Source organism: Rhodoluna sp., from assembly GCF_024641065.1.
Classification (GTDB): Bacteria; Actinomycetota; Actinomycetes; order Actinomycetales; family Microbacteriaceae; genus Rhodoluna.
In genome coordinates, this window is record NZ_JAHEDV010000003.1 from 37,898 (window position 1) to 53,096 (window position 15,199).

Consider the following 15,199-nt stretch of genomic DNA (forward strand, 5'->3'; position numbering starts at 1 on the left):
AGAGCTACACGGGCCTATAGCTCAGGTGGTTAGAGCGCTTCACTGATAATGAAGAGGTCGGAGGTTCAAGTCCTCCTAGGCCCACCAGGAAGCCATCTCCACAAGAGAAGGCTCCCGAACGGGGATTTAGCTCAGTTGGTAGAGCACCTGCTTTGCAAGCAGGGGGTCAGGGGTTCGACCCCCCTAATCTCCACGCAAGTGGAAACACCCTCCAGAAATGGAGGGTGTTTTTCTTTAACCAGATTTATTAGTTGCCGGGCTTGGAGACTTTGTTTCCCGCACCGGTGGCGAAGATAAAAGTCATAACCAGAGCCGCAACCAGCACTAACAACATGTTTGTCGCACCCCAGGCGTGAGCCAAGAATCCGAGGCTCGGAGGGCCAACCAAGAACGCCAGATAGCCGGCGCTGGCCACAAAGGCAACCTTGCGGGCAGGGTCTTCACCCTCACCTGCAGCTGAGAGATAAAGCGGAAAGCCAAGTGCAACGCCGCAACCCCAAAGCAAGGCACCAAACCAAGCTAGGTAGAGGTTGCCGCCAAAGATGATTAGCAACAGGCCAAGGATTCCGGCTGCGGCCAAAACCTGCAGGGTGCGAGCCTTTCCGAAACGGTCAGCCAGGTTGCCGCCGAAGAAGCGGGTCAGGGTCATTGCAGCCAACAGAATTGCATAGCCGATTCCGGCATTGGTGTCTGATGCTGAGTAGTCGTCAACTAGAGCAATGGTTAGCCAGTCATTCGAGGCACCCTCAGCAACAGTGATGCCGAGAATTCCAAGAGCTAAGAAGACAATGCGTCGGTCACTCCAGACAGCCTTGGCCGATTCCGGCTTATCTGTTGAGCCAGGGGCATCCTTGGGAGTCTTAATTTCAATACCGTTGCCTGGTGGCAATAGGCGAGCAGTTAGCAGAGGCACAGCAATCGTGATTGCACTGAGAATGTAGATCTGCCAGAGCAACGAGAAATCGATGGCAGCAGCACCGATGCCGATGGCTGCACCGATGAGTGAACCGATTGAGAAACCCGCGTGCATCTTTGGCAGGGCTGTTTTTCCCGTGGCTGTTTCGATAGCCGCTCCGTCAACGTTGATGCCAACGTCGGCGATGCCCATGCCTAAACCAGTGAAAAGGGCAAGAACCGCATAGCCAATCGGTAGCCCAGCGCTGATGAACGAAACCTGACCCACAAAGCCGATTGTCACAATGGTGATGCCGGTGAGAATCGCGATGCGGGTGCCGAATCTCGCGATGAACTTGCCTGCGAGGGTGACAGAAACAATCGAGCCGATCGAACCAAAGAACAGAATCAGCCCAAGCTCGGCCGTAGTGACATGAACCAGTTCACGCACCAGCGGAAATCTCACCATGAGTGATGAGAAGGTCATGCCAAAAATGGTGAAGTAAACCAAAATGGTGATGTGCCAGGCGCGAACCGCTTTGGCAGAGAAATCTGCAGCAAAAGTCATGGCTAAAGACTAATACCTTTCAAATGATTGGTGTTTATCAAATTAGGTGAATTAACTGAGGTCGGTGAACGCCAAACTGAATGCAATTGCAAGCATTACGGCCGCGATTGCAAGATCGAGCACTCGCCAAAAGATGGGTCTGGCCATAAGCTTTGAGGCTGCCCGAGCGCCAAAACCGATGGTGCAGAACCAAAGCACTGAAGCGGCCGCGGCACCGGCACCGAATAGCCAACGCGAATCTCCGAACTGTGCCCCGAGGGTTCCTAGAAAAAGCACGGTGTCGAGATAGACATGCGGGTTTAGATATGTGAGCCCCAAAACAGCGATGGCCACAGCCCAGGCAGATTTAGGTTCAGCCTCAGACGGCAGTAGAACCTCGGTTTTGAAAGCGCTAACTGCTGATCGAATCGCGAATAACAATAAATAGCCGACGCCAACAACTCTTAGAATTTCGAGAACCAGCGGCATCTGACGAATGATTGTGCCGAAGCCGCCAATGCCCAAGAAAATCAAGAGAGCATCAGAGACGGCACAAATGAGAACTACAAGAAAAATATGATTTCGAGCAAGACCCTGACGCAACACATAGGCGTTCTGAGCGCCAATCGCCACGATCAGCGAGAGCCCAGTTAGAAAGCCGGTCAGTAAAACGTCCATCAAGCGAGTCTAGCCAAACACTCACAGCGAACGCCCAGACATCCGTGCTTAATTGAAGTCATGAATAAAACCTCGAAGCGTTCAAAGTTCATTGCGATTTCTATTGCCACCGCGGCTACCGCAACTTTGCTAACCGGATGCACGATTAACATCAATCAGCCAAACGCAAGCAGCATGAACGGAATGCACCAAGGTCACGGTACCTATTCGGGCACCGATGTAATGTTCGCGCAAATGATGATTCCTCACCACCAGCAGGCAGTCGATATGTCGGTGCTGGCTGAGACCAACACCACAAATCCCGAAATTTTGGCTTTGGCTAAGCAGATTAAAGAAGCTCAGGCCCCCGAGATCACCCAAATGAAAAAGTGGCTGACCGATTCAGATGCATCCATGGATATGGGTCACGACATGGGAATGAACGGGATGCTCTCAGACACGCAAATGGATGCCCTAAAGGCTGCCAAGGGCGCTGATTTTGACAAGCTCTATCTCGAAGGAATGATCGAACACCACAAGGGTGCAATTCAGATGGCCCAGATGATTGCGAACTCAGATAATGATGAGGCCCGCGCGCTTGCCGAGGCAATCACTAGCTCACAAACCGAAGAAATTGAATACATGCAAGGTTTGCTCGGCCAATAACCCACAATAGAGCCATGGATGAATCTGCCTATTTGGCGCTCTTCACAGTAATTAGTTTCACAATGCTGTCACTTGGTTCACTGGTGCTTGCGTTGATTACCCGGCAAGCCGAGGGCAATCGCAGCTTTGCGATCATCCTTGCCCTGTTTTCGATGATTCTCGGCGGCTATGTTGCAGTGGCAATTGACCAACGCGGGGTAATTGCCGCTCTAGTTGGCGCAGTTGCGCTGATTATTTCGCTTAGACGATCTCGGCGCCAATAAGCCGAATTACTTCGGCGCAAACTTCGAGGTTTGCAATTGAGTCGGCGTGTGATTCGTGAGGCGACTCAAGTAGCCCCTGCTCAATGAAGCTAGCCATGGCAGTGGCTTGATATGAGAGACCCTCATGCCCGATTTTGTTTGGGTCAACCCAAAGCTCAGGTTGAGCATAAAAATCAACATCGGCAATGGCCACCGATGAAGGAATGCAGAATTCAGGTCCCACAGTCAACTTGGCCTTGGATCCGGCAACTTGCCCGATGCCGGTGATAGATGCGCGCGCTGAAACCAGGATGTAGGCACGGGCGCCAGATTCGTAGTTCAACTGAACTGAAACTTCTTCTTCGATTCCATTCGGGTGAAGAACGCCTTGCGCGGTGATTGAACTTGGGTTTCCCAAGAAGCTTTGAACGAAGCTCACCGGATAGATACCCATGTCGAAAAACGGGTCACCGTGGCCCTTCTTCCAGAGACGAGGAATCTCTAGGTTCGCCTGGCACATGCTCACGTTCACCATGTCGATTTCACCTAGAGTTCCATCGGCAATTACCTGGCGAATGATGTCGTACTGAGGGAGGTAGCGAGTCCACATCGCCTCCATTGCCAAAACTCCGGCAGCTTTCGCGGCAGCAAAAATCTCTTTAGCCTCTTCGACATCCAAGGTGATTGGTTTTTCAATCAGCACGTGCTTGCCAGCTGCAATTGCCTGAAGTGCGTGATCGCGGTGTTGGGTTGGCAGCGTTGGAATGTAAACCACGTCGATGTCTTCGCGCGCAAGAAGGTCTTCATAGTTGTCATGAAATTCAATGCCGAATCTTGCAGCGAAATCTTCAGCCTTGCCAGGTGTGCGAGAGGCCACGGCAACAATTTGCTGTTGCGTGTGCTTTTGAACGCCTGAAACGAAAGCTTCAGCGATTCCGGCGGCACCCATCACACCCCAGCGCAATGAAGGCACTGATGCAGGGTCGATGATGTTTGGCTTTGGCAGACTAATCATGAGTTGATTGTATGCCACTTTGTTAAGACAAAGACCTCGAAATAATCTCTCGCGCTAATTCATAATCGAGGCGACGGCGCCGGCGACCAGTCTTCATGTTTCCTTTGAAAGGCGCCAAAACCAGGTCGTGAGATTGCTCTCGAATTTCGTTCAGTAACTTATTGGCACGAACCACAAAGCCTGGCAGATCTTGGTCGGCCAGCGTCGGCAACTCGATGTAAGTCATGAGTCTTGAACTAACTTTGATTCGATTTGCCGGGTAATCGAAATCTTCGGCCAGCATGAAAACAATTGGGGTTTTGCCGTCAGCACCGTCAACTGCCCTCAGGCCGATTCGGCCATCAGCAACATTGAACACAGCTGGTTTTCCACGGCGACCACCTTTGCCACGGCAGCTCATGATTTGGCTAAGCGTGCCGATGAGTCGTTCATTGATAAAAACATTTCCGGCTCCTTCAACCCCTGCCGGACCAAAACATGCCACCAGCGCAGGGGCATCTGTGTCATCAAAAAGCTCACCTTCGATTACCGAGATAACCGCAAGTCGGTCTTTGGCAAAAGTCGAAAGCAAAAAGGTCTCGGGCAAAATGGCAACCACATAATCGGCTGACGCCAGACAGCGATCTAGAGCGAGCTTCCAGAGATTGTCGTAGCCCTGCTTGAAATAGCTGGCCACCAATGAATTCACACCCTTGCGCTTAGCCGAGTGGTTAGCGAGGTAGGGCGGGTTGGTCACGATCACTGACTTCTCAGAGTTTGGCACCTGCTTGAGCGAGTCATTCTTAGGCCAAAGGTCGTTCGAGATATCAAGACCATGAACACGGATGCCGTATTCGCCCGCAATTAAATCAAGTAGGTGACCATCACCAGCGAAAGGGTCGAGAACCGAGGCAACTTGGCCTGCAGAGGTTTGATTGAGAAAGGCGAATGACAAGAATTCGCGCACCGGCTGATTTAGCCAAGCCGCATCGGTAGTGAAAAAATTGCCGCGAGAAACTTTATCGGCATCGATTTGAACCGTTCGACCACGATTGGCCGAAACCAGCATCTCGCCTAGCGAACGCTTATTCGGCATCCTCTGAATCAGTCTCGGGTTCAACCGGCATCCACTCAGAATCTTCAGCAGCTTCTTTGTCTTCAGGCTTCAGCAGCGAATAAGCAATAACAGCTGCAGTTGCCGCAACCAAACCAATTGCAACCCAACCGACTACCGGATTCTTGGCCTCTTTGGCAATTCGCTTGGCTACTTTTTTGCCTTGGCGACGGGAGGTATCCCAGGCGTCGTCAAAGTAGTCGCCAAAATCGGGGAGTACCTCGAGAAGGTCGTGCCAGTTCATTTTCTTAGCCATGCCTCTAGTCTGCCAGAGACCAAGCCGTGAGAGAATAAGAGAATGACTGCACACACTTCAGTAGCGACCATTCACACAAACCATGGCGCCATCAAAATCAACCTTTTCGGTAACCACGCACCTAAGACCGTTGCAAACTTCGAGGGTCTAGCAACTGGTGAAATCGAGTGGAAAGACCCACGTTCAGGCGTGGTTCAGACCAACAAGCCGCTATACAACGGCGTGATCTTTCACCGCATCATCTCTCAGTTCATGCTTCAGGGTGGAGACCCAACCGGCACCGGAATGGGTGGCCCTGGTTACCAGTTCGGCGACGAGATCAACGCAGAGTTGAACTTTAACGAGCCTTATAAGTTGGCTATGGCTAACGCTGGCCCGGGAACCAACGGTTCACAGTTCTTCATCACCACCGCTCCAACCACTTGGCTTTTCGGCAAGCACACCGTTTTTGGTGAAGTTGCTGACGAGGTTTCTAAGAAGGTTGTCGACAAGATTGAAGGCGTTGACACCGACAGCCGCGACAAGCCACTTGTTGACGTGATCATCGAGTCAATCACCATCGAGAAGATCTAGTTTTTTGAATTTTCTTCGTAATTCATACAGACAAGCGCCGCTAACCACGGCGCTTGTCTTATTGAACGTGGTGTTGTGGCTACTTCAGCTGGTTCCTGGGCTTTACCTAACCGACCGCTTGGTATTCACTCCGCTGGCTATGGGTTCTTCTGAGCCATGGAGAGCCATCACCGCTGGCTTCATTCACAGCCCCGACCTGCCGTTTCACCTGTTGATCAACATGTATTCGGTTTACATCTTTGGCCAGGTGCTTGAGCCGATGCTTGGCAAAGTTCGATTTGCCGCGCTTTATCTGATCTCTATTTTTGGCGGATCAGTCGCAGTTATGTTCTTGGCACCTGCCATGACTTTTGTGTATGGCGCTTCGTCAGCTGTGTTTGGTTTGATGGCGGCATATCTTGTAGTTCTTCGCTCACTTGGCGGCAGCTCACAAGGCATGGTTGGTCTAATTGCACTAAACCTTGTTATCGGCTTTATCTTGCCGGGCATCAGCTGGCAGGCGCACGTTGGCGGTCTGCTTGCCGGAGGCGCAGTTGCTTCGGTTTATGCGAACACCCGTGGCCCAAAGCAGCAAACCGCTCAAAAGATTTCGGTTGTAGTAATCGTCATTATTTTTATTGCGTTGGCGATTTATCGACTGCAACAAATAACTTCCGGGTCGATGCTGTCGTTCTGATTTAGCTAAGGCTTAAAACAAATCCGCCCAACCAAAAAGTTGGGCGGATTTTTAAATTCACGGCTGAATTACTTCCAGCGGGTTGCCATCATGAAGCCCACCATCGAGATTCCGAAACCAATCAGAATGTTCCAGTTCTCAAGGTTCCACGGGGTGCCGGCACCTAGAGGAAACTGTGCGCTGGTCACGTAATAGGTGATGATCCAGACCAGACCCAAAAGCATGAAACCAAACATGGTTGGTTTGAACCATGCAGGGTTGACCTGTTCTTCTCGGCGCTCGGCGCGAACCTTTGGGGCCTTTAGTTTCTTTTCAGACATGCCCCAATTCTAGCGGGAGTAGGCCTGTTGTCGCATTGCGAAGTAGGCTTAACTCAACATGGTCAAGATTCTGGTACTCGACAATTACGACAGTTTTGTCTACACACTTAACGGTTATCTGCAGCAGCTAGGCGCAGAGACTGAGGTTTTGCGCAACGACATCGTGAGTGAAGCCGATCTTCCTGAATTGCTAGCCAAGTATGACGCCGTGCTGCTTAGCCCAGGCCCAGGCACTCCGGCCGAAGCGGGTTTGAGCATCCCAGTGGTAAAACAAGCACTCAAAACGGGCCAATCAGTTTTTGGCGTTTGCCTTGGCCACCAATCGATCGCAGAGGCAATGGGTGCAACGGTTACGAGCGCCGAAGAGCTAATGCACGGCAAGACCTCTCAGGTTGCCCACGACGAATCTTTGATTTACCAGAACGTTCCAAACACCTTCACAGCCACTCGCTATCACTCGCTTGCAGTGGTCGATTCAACCGTTCCAGAAGATTTAATTGTCACTAGTCGCACGGCCAAGGGTGAAAACTCAAAGGGCGGAGTGATTATGGGTTTGCAGCACAAGACCCTGCCAATTTATGGAGTGCAGTTTCACCCTGAGTCGGTGCTAACCCAGGGCGGTTATCAAATGCTCGGAAACTGGCTCGAGTCGATTGGCCTAAAAGGCGCAGCCGAGCGTGCAAAATCGCTTAGCCCAATGGTTCGGTTCTAAATCAAGCTTGTCGATCTAAAACCTACTGGGTAGGTGATGGCGAAGGCGAAACGGCAGCTGCGCCAACACACTCAAGGAATAGCGTGACCGGTGTGCCTTGCGGAACCAAGCCTGGCTCAGGAGACTGACGAACAACGAGGGTTCCTTGTTTGCCGGTGCAGCCAAGTTCAACCTGGCTTGTGTAAGGCAAACCAATACCCGGAGCCGATACTGCCTTTTGCGCAGCGGCAAGACCAAGGTTGATCACGTTCGGCAGCATTACCTGACCGTCAGAAACCACAATGTTCACAGCACTGCCCTCGGCAACCGGCGAGTTTAGAACTGGAGCAGATTCAATTACCTGGCCCTTCGGCACGGTTGCACTGTTTGCCTGCGTGATTGTTCCAAGCACAAGCTTTAGCGCCTCAAGTGCGGTTTTTGCATCGGCTTCGGTCATGCCGGCAAGGTTAGGCACCTTCACCGTGTTTGCACCGCTAGAAACATAAAGGCTGATCGTGGTGTTCTTGGCAACCTTGGTGCCTGGGGCTGGGTCGGTGCGAATAACGCTGTTGGCCGGCACTGTGTCGCTGGCCTCCATCACCTTGGCAACCAGAAGACCCTGCTCGGTCAAGGTTGAGAACGCAACGTCATAGCTCAGGTTAGAAACGTCAGCAACTGAGATTCCGCCGCCATTGGGGTCGATAGGCACAGTGTCATTGCTGATAGTTACTAGCCAAACCAAGAGTCCGATTAGCAACACCACGATGCCAGAACCGACACCCCAAAGAACATTCTTGGATGGTCGGGTCAGGTTTGCCATCAGTGCTGATGGCCCGGTGTTGCTTGGCAACTCAATGCCCAAAGTGTTGAACGGATTGGTAGCTGGGCCGGCTGCGGTGTAGTTCGCAGGCTTTTCATAAGACTTAGCTTCTGCCTTGGCGGTTACGTCAATTGGCGGAGTGGTAATCGCAGTGGTGCGATCAAAACCGGCACCGCCCAATAGAGCTTCGAAGTCGTCATCAGCGACATCCATGACCTCAGTCAAGTCAGTTGCGCTGGCAACCGGAGTTTCTTCGACAGTCGGTTCGGCAAAAAGATCTTCGATTGATGAAAGGTCTGATGCATCGGCTTCAACCGGAGCCTCTGCCTCAACAACTGGAGCAGCCTGAACAGCGGCTTGAAGTTCGGTGGCCGGAGAACCGTTGAATGCTGCAATTAGGTGCTCGCGGAACTCTTCAGCTGTCTGAAAACGCTCTTCGCGATCTTTAGCAAGCGCGCGAATCACAACTTGGTCGATCTCAGGTGAGATGGAATCATCCAATGTCGAAGGCAAAATTACAGCCTCAGAAACGTGCTGGTAAGCAACTGAAACTGCGGTTTCACCCTTGAATGGCGGGCGACCGGTAAGCATTTCATAAAGCAAGACACCGGTTGAATAAAGATCGGTGCGCGAGTCAACTGTCTCACCCTTGGCTTGCTCTGGTGAGAAGTATTGAGCGGTGCCAACGATTCCACTGGTGTGCGCCATGGTTGCAGAAGAATCTGAAACCGCACGAGCGATTCCGAAATCCATGACCTTAACCTGGCCGGCCTCATTGATCATGATGTTGGCCGACTTGATGTCGCGGTGAACTACACCGGCGCGGTGCGAGAACTCAAGGGCGGTGAGCACGCCACTGGTGTACTCGAGAACTTCTTGCTTGGTTAGGCGACGCTGGTGCAGCAAGTCTCGAAGCAATTCGCCACGAACGTATTCCATGATGATGAACGGAAACTTGTGCTCATTGCCGTGAATGTCTTTGGTGGTCTCTTCGCCGGCATCGTAAACACGAACGATGGTTGGGTGAGACATGCGTGCTGATGCCTGTGCCTCTTGGCGAAAACGAGTTTCAAAAGAAGGGTCGTTGGCTAGGTCAGACTTGAGCAACTTAATCGCAACAGTGCGACCGAGTCGGGTGTCGACACCCTCGTAAACGTCGGCCATGCCACCTCGACCAATGAGGCTTCCTACCTCATAACGGCCGGCGATAATGCGCTGGTTCTCAGTCAATTCATGCTCCACTCGTGTTCAGCGTTGTCTTAAGTCTAGTGATTAGCAGTTTGCCAATTCTGGCTACTGCGTGGCGGTTGGGCTTGGGCTCGGGCTTGGCGAAATGCTCGGGCTCGGGGTTGGTGTTGAGGTGTCGGCAACATAGTAGGTGATGGTGATTTCGGTACCCACTGGGATGCTTCCGGCAGGCGACGCATCGTAAACCGTCATGACTCGTGAGTCACCGGCAGGCACGGTAAGACCTGGCACGGCAGTGACTTTCAGGCCAAGGCCGCTCAACTCAGCCGAGACGTCTTGCACCTTGCGGTTTTGTAACTCAGCCAACAGAACTACAACATTCTTAGGGCCGGTGTAGGTAGGGCTTGGAGTTGCACTCGGCGAGGCTGAACTTGTTGCACTCGGGCTTGGGCTCGGGTTTGCGTCTGGCTGAAGAGAGGTTATGACAATGGCAACCACAACCGAGATTGCGGTCAGGGCAAGCAGACCAATGACCAAAAGCCAAGGCCAAACTGCAGGCGGCTTCTGACCAGGTGCAGTGTCAGTGCTCACTTCAATCACGGCAGTTTCATCTGTGACCCGAGGTGTGGTCAAGAGTTGGGTCGCAGCAGAATCAGCTGGTGCCGATGACATCAGTGACTCAGCACGTTTTGCCAAAGCCAATGCGCTTTCAGGGCGTTGATTTGGTTTCTTTGCCAAGCAAGACATGATCAGGTTGGCAACTCGAGGGTCAATAGTGTCAGGCAGTGGCGGCGGCGACTGGTTGATCTGCGCCATCGCGATTTCCATCTGCGAGGTTCCGGTGAATGGTCGCTTGCCGGCAAGAGCCTCGTAACCGACGATGCCTAGTGAATAAATATCAGTAGACGGGGTCGCGGGTTTTCCGGTGGCTTGCTCTGGAGCGAGATACTGAACTGTTCCCATAACCTGACCGGTAGCGGTTAGGCCAACCTGGTCGGCAACGCGGGCGATTCCGAAGTCAGTGATTTTTACCTGACCCTCAGGCGTGATTAGGAGGTTTCCGGGTTTTACGTCACGGTGAACCAAGCCAGCCTGGTGTGCTTCATAAAGTGCACGAGCAGTTTGAGCAATGATGTCGAGCACTCGCTCGGCTGGCAGTGACTTTTCAATTTCAAGGATGCGCGCAAGCGAATCACCTGGAACTAGCTCCATAACCAGGTAGGCCGAACCGCCGGACTCACCGTAGTCATAGACATCGGCAATGCCCTCGTGGTTAACCATGGCAGCGTGACGCGCTTCGGTTCTAAATCGCTCCAAGAATCCTGGGTCACCCATGAACTCTTGCTTCAAAATTTTGATGGCTACATCTCGCAAGATGATTTCATCCGTGGCATGCCAAACCTCACCCATGCCGCCAATTGCAATTCGGCTGATTAGTTTGTATCTGCCGCCGTAGGTCTGGCCTTCTTCTGGCTTCACTTACGCAACACCGCCTCCATTACCTTTCTGGCAATCGGAGCAGCAAGCGAGTTTCCTCGACCTGACTGACCTAGCCCCCCACCATCGGCGACCACAACAGCAACTGCAACCTTTGGATTGTTTGCTGGAGCGAATCCGGTGAACCAAAGTGTGTATGGCTCACCCTTACCGTTTTGCGCTGTGCCGGTCTTGCCGGCAACCTCAATCCCACTGATTTGCGCGTTCCCCGAGACTCCGCGCTCAACAGCGCCAACCATCATTTGACGCACAATTGCCGCTGTCGCTTCAGACATCGGTTGTGAGAAAACTTCTGGGGTTGGCTGATTCAGGATTGAAAGATTTGAAGTGACCACGTTCTCGATCAGGTTTGGCTTGAGCAGCACGCCCTTTTTGGCAACTGCCGCACTGACCATGGCCATTTGCAACGGGGTGACGCGAACGTCAAACTGGCCGAAAGCTGAAAGACCGGTCTGGGCTTCATCCATGCCCTTTGGGTAAACGCTCGCGGTTGAGGTCATCGGAAACTCTAGGTTCTTGCCGAAGCCGAAAAGTTCAGCCTGGGCACGAATGCGGTCTTGACCAAGTGCGATGCCCAATTGCGCGAACGGCACGTTGCAAGAAAGGCGCAGCGCATCGGCGATGCTCACATTCTTGCCACTACCGCACTTGCCTTCGCCTGAGTTCATCACATAGGTGTCTGTGCCCGGAAGTTTGAACTTAGTTGGGTTCGGAAAAGTGCTTTCGGCGGTGTAAAGGCCGCTCTCGATAGCGGCACTAGCCACAATCACCTTGAAAACAGAGCCAGGTGCATAAAGCTCGCTGTAGGCACGGTTTAGCAGTGGGCCATTTTTGTCTTCAAGCAAAGCCTTGTAATTTGCGTTCGATTCTTCGCCATCGTGAACGGCAAGTTCGTTGGCATCGAATGCTGGCTTAGAAACCATAGCCAGGATGTTTCCGGTGCTCGGATCGATGGCAACTACGGCACCCTTTTTATTGCCGAGGGCATCCCAGGCAGCTTTTTGAACCACTGGATCGATGGTCAATTCAATCGATGCACCGGTAACCGGGTTACCAGAAAGCAAGGCGCTGATCTGCTCGAAGAATTGCGATGAGTTTTGGCCGGTGAGGTAGCTGTTGCTCGCTGACTCAAGACCGGTCGCACCCTGATAGAGGCTAAAGAAACCAGTAACCGACGAATACATCTCGCTCGAATATTTGCGGGTGTATTGGTAGACGTCATCACTCGGCAGAGACTCGGCGATTGGCTGACCGTCAACCAGAATGGCGCCTCGCTGAGTCTTATAGCTGTCATAAATGGCGCGAACATTGCGCTGATCGTCGCTTACGTCACCGGCGCTAATCACCTGAATTCCAGTGCCAGCAACAAACAGGCTTAGGAACATCACCGTGATGAATACGCTGACGCGCTTTAGTTCGCGGTTCATGCGGCCACCTGCTTTTCGCCGCGGTCAGCGGTGTCTGAGATTCGCAAGAGCAAACCAACAATGATCCAGTTAGCCAATAGTGATGAACCACCGGCGGCAAGTAGCGGAGTGGTCAAACCGGTTAGTGGAACAACTCGGGTTACGCCACCGATAACGATGAAGCACTGAAGTGCGATTACGAAAGATAGTCCGGTGGCCAAGAGCTTTGAGAAATCATCCGAGTGATTAAAACCAATGCGAATACCGCGGGCAACCAGCAATAGATAGAGGCACAAGATTGCGAACAGGCCAATTAGGCCAAGTTCTTCGGCCAGTGAGGCAATGATGAAGTCGCTCTCGGCCAGCGGAACCAACTGCGGAACGCCTCCGCCAAGACCAGTGCCGAGCAGTCCACCGTGGGCCATGCCAAAGATTCCTTGGGCCAACTGGTAGCTGCCGCCAACCGCGTCATAGTTTTCTGGGGCAAATGGATTTAGCCAAGAGCCGATTCGCCCTGAGACATATTCCATTAGTCGGCCGGCAACCAAGGCTCCGGTGAAGAACATGGTTAGGCCGACAATTACATAAATCGAGCGACCGGTTGCCACATAAACCAGCACGATAAAGATGCCGAAATACAACAGGGATGTTCCAAGGTCGCGCTGCAACACCAACACCAAAAGGCTGGCGGCCCAAATCATCAGAATTGGCCCAAGCTCGCGCGCTCGCGGAATGCGAATGCCGATGATCTTTCGACCAACGATTGCCAGTGATTCGCGACGGGTCACCAGATAACCAGCAAAGAAAACGGTCAGCGCAATTTTTGCTAGCTCACCCGGTTGAAAAGTAAGCCCGCCAATTGAGATCCACAGTTGAGCACCGTTGATGTTTTTGCCAAGGCCAGGAATGATTGGCGAGATCAAAAGCACGATACCGACGACCATCGAGACATAAACATATCGACGCAAGAACAGGTGACTTTTCACCAGGATGATCACTGCCGCGGCGATTGCCATTGCAATGACTGTCCAGATAACTTGCTTGTCAGCAAACAGCTCGGTGCCGCCGCTTCGGATTGCGGCTAGGTCTAGGCGGTAAATCATCGCGATGCCAAGCCCGTTAAGAGCCAACGCAATCGGCAGAATCATCGGGTCGGCTTCACTTGCGCGTCTGCGCAAAATTACATGGATAACCAGAGCCAGAATTGCAGGTGGCAACAGGTACTTGAACACATCCAAGGTAAGAATTTCGAGCGTTGAAAGTTGAATCTGGCAAAGCTCAAATGCGTTCAAGCCAATCGCAAAAAGCAACAGCGCGGCCTCAATGTTTCGGCTGCGCGGAACCACCCGAACAATCTTCGGTAGAGCTGCGGCTACGGCGCTGTTCACTTGGCCTCTTTAGAAACGGTGGCTTCGATGGTTGCCACAATGCGGCTGGCATCTTCAATGTTCTCGGCCGAGATGCTGCTTTCGAGCAGATGCTGATAGTAGGGGCTCAAATCATCTAAGTTGATGTTGGTTTCTTGATAAACCGAAGAGAACTTCAATGGGCCGAGCGCCTCTTTGATTCCTTTATAAATCGTGACGTGGTTGTTCTGAACACCAATGTAGAAACGTGTTTGGGTGTATTCGTAGGCCTTGAAAATCAGGAGGCCTGAAAGTGCAACAATCAAGAACAGGGTTGAAATCTGACGAATCAGGCGCCAACGAATGCGGTTGCGAGTCTCGCGAAGAATCTTCTCGAGGTATTCGTCAGATTCAGGAACATAACCGGCTGGGTCTTCAGGCTTTCTGAACAAATCGGCAATGTGTAGCGGGTTCAAAACTCGAAGAACGCGACGACCCTTGCGCTCATCAATCACAATGTCGTTTGCGCTTGAACCAACGAAAGTTGGTTGTGCAACAAAGTCGGTCTTTAGGGCTGCACTGACAACATCAACCACCACAACAGTGACGTTGTCTGGCGCACCGAATTCAAGAGCTTCGCCAATTAGAAGCTCGGTAGCTTCGTCGGCGCCAATCTTTGAAGTCAGAATTCCGTTCATGATGTGCTCAGGAACGACACCAGAAAGACCATCAGAGCAAAGCATCCAGCGGTCACCCGGAAGAGTTTCGAGAACCTGGGTGTCTACATCAGGAAAATCTTCAACATCACCGAGCACGCGCATCAAAACTGAACGACGGGGGTGCACCAAGGCTTCTTCGGCGGTGATGCGGCCGGTGTCAACCAAACGCTGAACAAAGGTATGGTCAACGGTTATCTGGGTGACCTTGTCGTCACGGCACAGATAAATTCTTGAGTCACCGATGTGGCCCACTGTGACTTTGTCGCCGGTGAAAATGATGCCACTGAAGGTAGTACCCATTCCGGCAAGTTCAGGGTGAGCCTGAGCGGTTTCGCCCAGCACTCCGTTGGCCTCCCAAATCACATCGATGAGTGATTTGGTTGCCTCTTCGGGAGTCTCAAAAACTGAGTCGATTCGAGCAATGCGCTGTGCACAAAGTGCCGAGGCAATGTCACCGCCGGCGTGACCACCCATGCCGTCAGCCACGAAGTGCAGGTTGTAACCGCTGTAACCCGAGTCTTGGTTGCTCGAACGGACCCGACCAATGTCGGAGCCCGCGTAGCTCAGGGTTTTAATCGGCACTTGGATGTTCC

At 52.4% G+C, this 15,199-nt stretch carries 16 protein-coding genes and 2 tRNA genes; 7 read left to right on the forward strand and 11 right to left on the reverse strand.

Going from position 1 to position 15,199, the window contains the following annotated elements:
• Positions 1–10: 10 nt before the first annotated feature.
• A tRNA-Ile gene (locus tag Q0L26_RS03320) sits at positions 11–87 on the forward strand.
• Between the two features lie 33 nt (positions 88–120).
• Positions 121–193 (forward strand) — tRNA-Ala (locus Q0L26_RS03325).
• A 54-nt stretch (positions 194–247) separates the two neighbouring features.
• On the opposite strand, the gene Q0L26_RS03330 is transcribed toward Q0L26_RS03325, so the two are convergent.
• Positions 248–1,462 (reverse strand): MFS transporter, encoded by a 1,215-nt coding sequence (locus tag Q0L26_RS03330; RefSeq protein ID WP_296647383.1) that lies wholly within the window; start codon positions 1,460–1,462, stop codon positions 248–250.
• A 51-nt stretch (positions 1,463–1,513) separates the two neighbouring features.
• A complete protein-coding gene (locus Q0L26_RS03335; protein WP_296647386.1) occupies positions 1,514–2,119 on the reverse strand; it encodes a LysE/ArgO family amino acid transporter in 606 nt (201 codons plus the stop codon).
• Between the two features lie 60 nt (positions 2,120–2,179).
• Between Q0L26_RS03335 and Q0L26_RS03340 the strand changes: the two genes are divergently transcribed.
• Entirely contained in the window at positions 2,180–2,764 is a 585-nt protein-coding gene (locus Q0L26_RS03340; RefSeq protein WP_296647388.1) for a DUF305 domain-containing protein, read from the forward strand.
• Between the two features lie 14 nt (positions 2,765–2,778).
• Positions 2,779–3,027: a hypothetical protein gene (locus tag Q0L26_RS03345; RefSeq protein ID WP_296647390.1), complete on the forward strand. Its 249-nt coding sequence runs from the start codon at positions 2,779–2,781 to the stop codon at positions 3,025–3,027.
• Here the strand turns inward: Q0L26_RS03345 and Q0L26_RS03350 are convergent.
• Genes Q0L26_RS03350 through Q0L26_RS03360 form a run of 3 tightly spaced genes read right to left on the reverse strand, consistent with a single transcriptional unit; the run spans position 3,005 to position 5,370 of the window.
• A complete protein-coding gene (locus tag Q0L26_RS03350) occupies positions 3,005–4,021 on the reverse strand; it encodes a Gfo/Idh/MocA family oxidoreductase (protein WP_296647392.1) in 1,017 nt (338 codons plus the stop codon). The two genes, Q0L26_RS03345 and Q0L26_RS03350, sit on opposite strands and share 23 nt — an antisense overlap.
• 22 nt (positions 4,022–4,043) lie before the next feature.
• On the reverse strand, positions 4,044–5,096 hold the full coding sequence (locus Q0L26_RS03355) for a hypothetical protein (protein WP_296647395.1): 1,053 nt from the start codon (positions 5,094–5,096) through the stop codon (positions 4,044–4,046).
• Complete coding sequence (locus tag Q0L26_RS03360; RefSeq protein ID WP_296647397.1) at positions 5,086–5,370, reverse strand: hypothetical protein; 285 nt, start codon at positions 5,368–5,370, stop codon at positions 5,086–5,088. Before Q0L26_RS03360 ends, Q0L26_RS03355 begins: the two co-directional genes overlap by 11 nt.
• A 42-nt stretch (positions 5,371–5,412) precedes the next feature.
• On the opposite strand from Q0L26_RS03360, the gene Q0L26_RS03365 reads away from it, so the two are divergent.
• Positions 5,413–5,943 (forward strand): peptidylprolyl isomerase, encoded by a 531-nt coding sequence (locus Q0L26_RS03365; RefSeq protein WP_296647400.1) that lies wholly within the window; start codon positions 5,413–5,415, stop codon positions 5,941–5,943.
• Positions 5,944–5,947: 4 nt separating this feature from the next.
• On the forward strand, positions 5,948–6,619 hold the full coding sequence (locus tag Q0L26_RS03370; RefSeq protein WP_296647403.1) for a rhomboid family intramembrane serine protease: 672 nt from the start codon (positions 5,948–5,950) through the stop codon (positions 6,617–6,619).
• A gap of 68 nt (positions 6,620–6,687) precedes the next feature.
• On the opposite strand, the gene Q0L26_RS03375 is transcribed toward Q0L26_RS03370, so the two are convergent.
• Complete coding sequence (locus tag Q0L26_RS03375) at positions 6,688–6,939, reverse strand: cell division protein CrgA (RefSeq protein WP_296647406.1); 252 nt, start codon at positions 6,937–6,939, stop codon at positions 6,688–6,690.
• A gap of 58 nt (positions 6,940–6,997) precedes the next feature.
• Here Q0L26_RS03375 and Q0L26_RS03380 point away from each other — a divergent pair, with 58 nt between their 5' ends.
• The gene (locus Q0L26_RS03380; RefSeq protein ID WP_296647409.1) at positions 6,998–7,651 is read left to right on the forward strand and encodes a gamma-glutamyl-gamma-aminobutyrate hydrolase family protein; all 654 of its coding nucleotides are present in this window, start codon (positions 6,998–7,000) and stop codon (positions 7,649–7,651) included.
• A gap of 22 nt (positions 7,652–7,673) precedes the next feature.
• Here Q0L26_RS03380 and pknB read toward each other — a convergent pair whose 3' ends face one another.
• From pknB to Q0L26_RS03405, 5 genes are all read right to left on the reverse strand, one after another.
• A complete protein-coding gene (gene pknB / locus Q0L26_RS03385) occupies positions 7,674–9,680 on the reverse strand; it encodes a Stk1 family PASTA domain-containing Ser/Thr kinase (protein WP_296647410.1) in 2,007 nt (668 codons plus the stop codon).
• A gap of 63 nt (positions 9,681–9,743) precedes the next feature.
• Positions 9,744–11,117: a protein kinase gene (locus Q0L26_RS03390; RefSeq protein ID WP_296647413.1), complete on the reverse strand. Its 1,374-nt coding sequence runs from the start codon at positions 11,115–11,117 to the stop codon at positions 9,744–9,746.
• Entirely contained in the window at positions 11,114–12,562 is a 1,449-nt protein-coding gene (locus Q0L26_RS03395) for a penicillin-binding protein 2 (protein WP_296647416.1), read from the reverse strand. The genes Q0L26_RS03390 and Q0L26_RS03395 overlap by 4 nt, the downstream gene beginning before the upstream one ends.
• Positions 12,559–13,929 carry an FtsW/RodA/SpoVE family cell cycle protein gene (locus Q0L26_RS03400; RefSeq protein WP_296647419.1) on the reverse strand — a complete coding sequence of 457 codons (1,371 nt, stop codon included), beginning with the start codon at positions 13,927–13,929 and terminating at the stop codon, positions 12,559–12,561. The genes Q0L26_RS03395 and Q0L26_RS03400 overlap by 4 nt, the downstream gene beginning before the upstream one ends.
• A complete protein-coding gene (locus Q0L26_RS03405; protein ID WP_296647421.1) occupies positions 13,926–15,188 on the reverse strand; it encodes a protein phosphatase 2C domain-containing protein in 1,263 nt (420 codons plus the stop codon). Before Q0L26_RS03405 ends, Q0L26_RS03400 begins: the two co-directional genes overlap by 4 nt.
• Positions 15,189–15,199 lie beyond the last annotated feature (11 nt).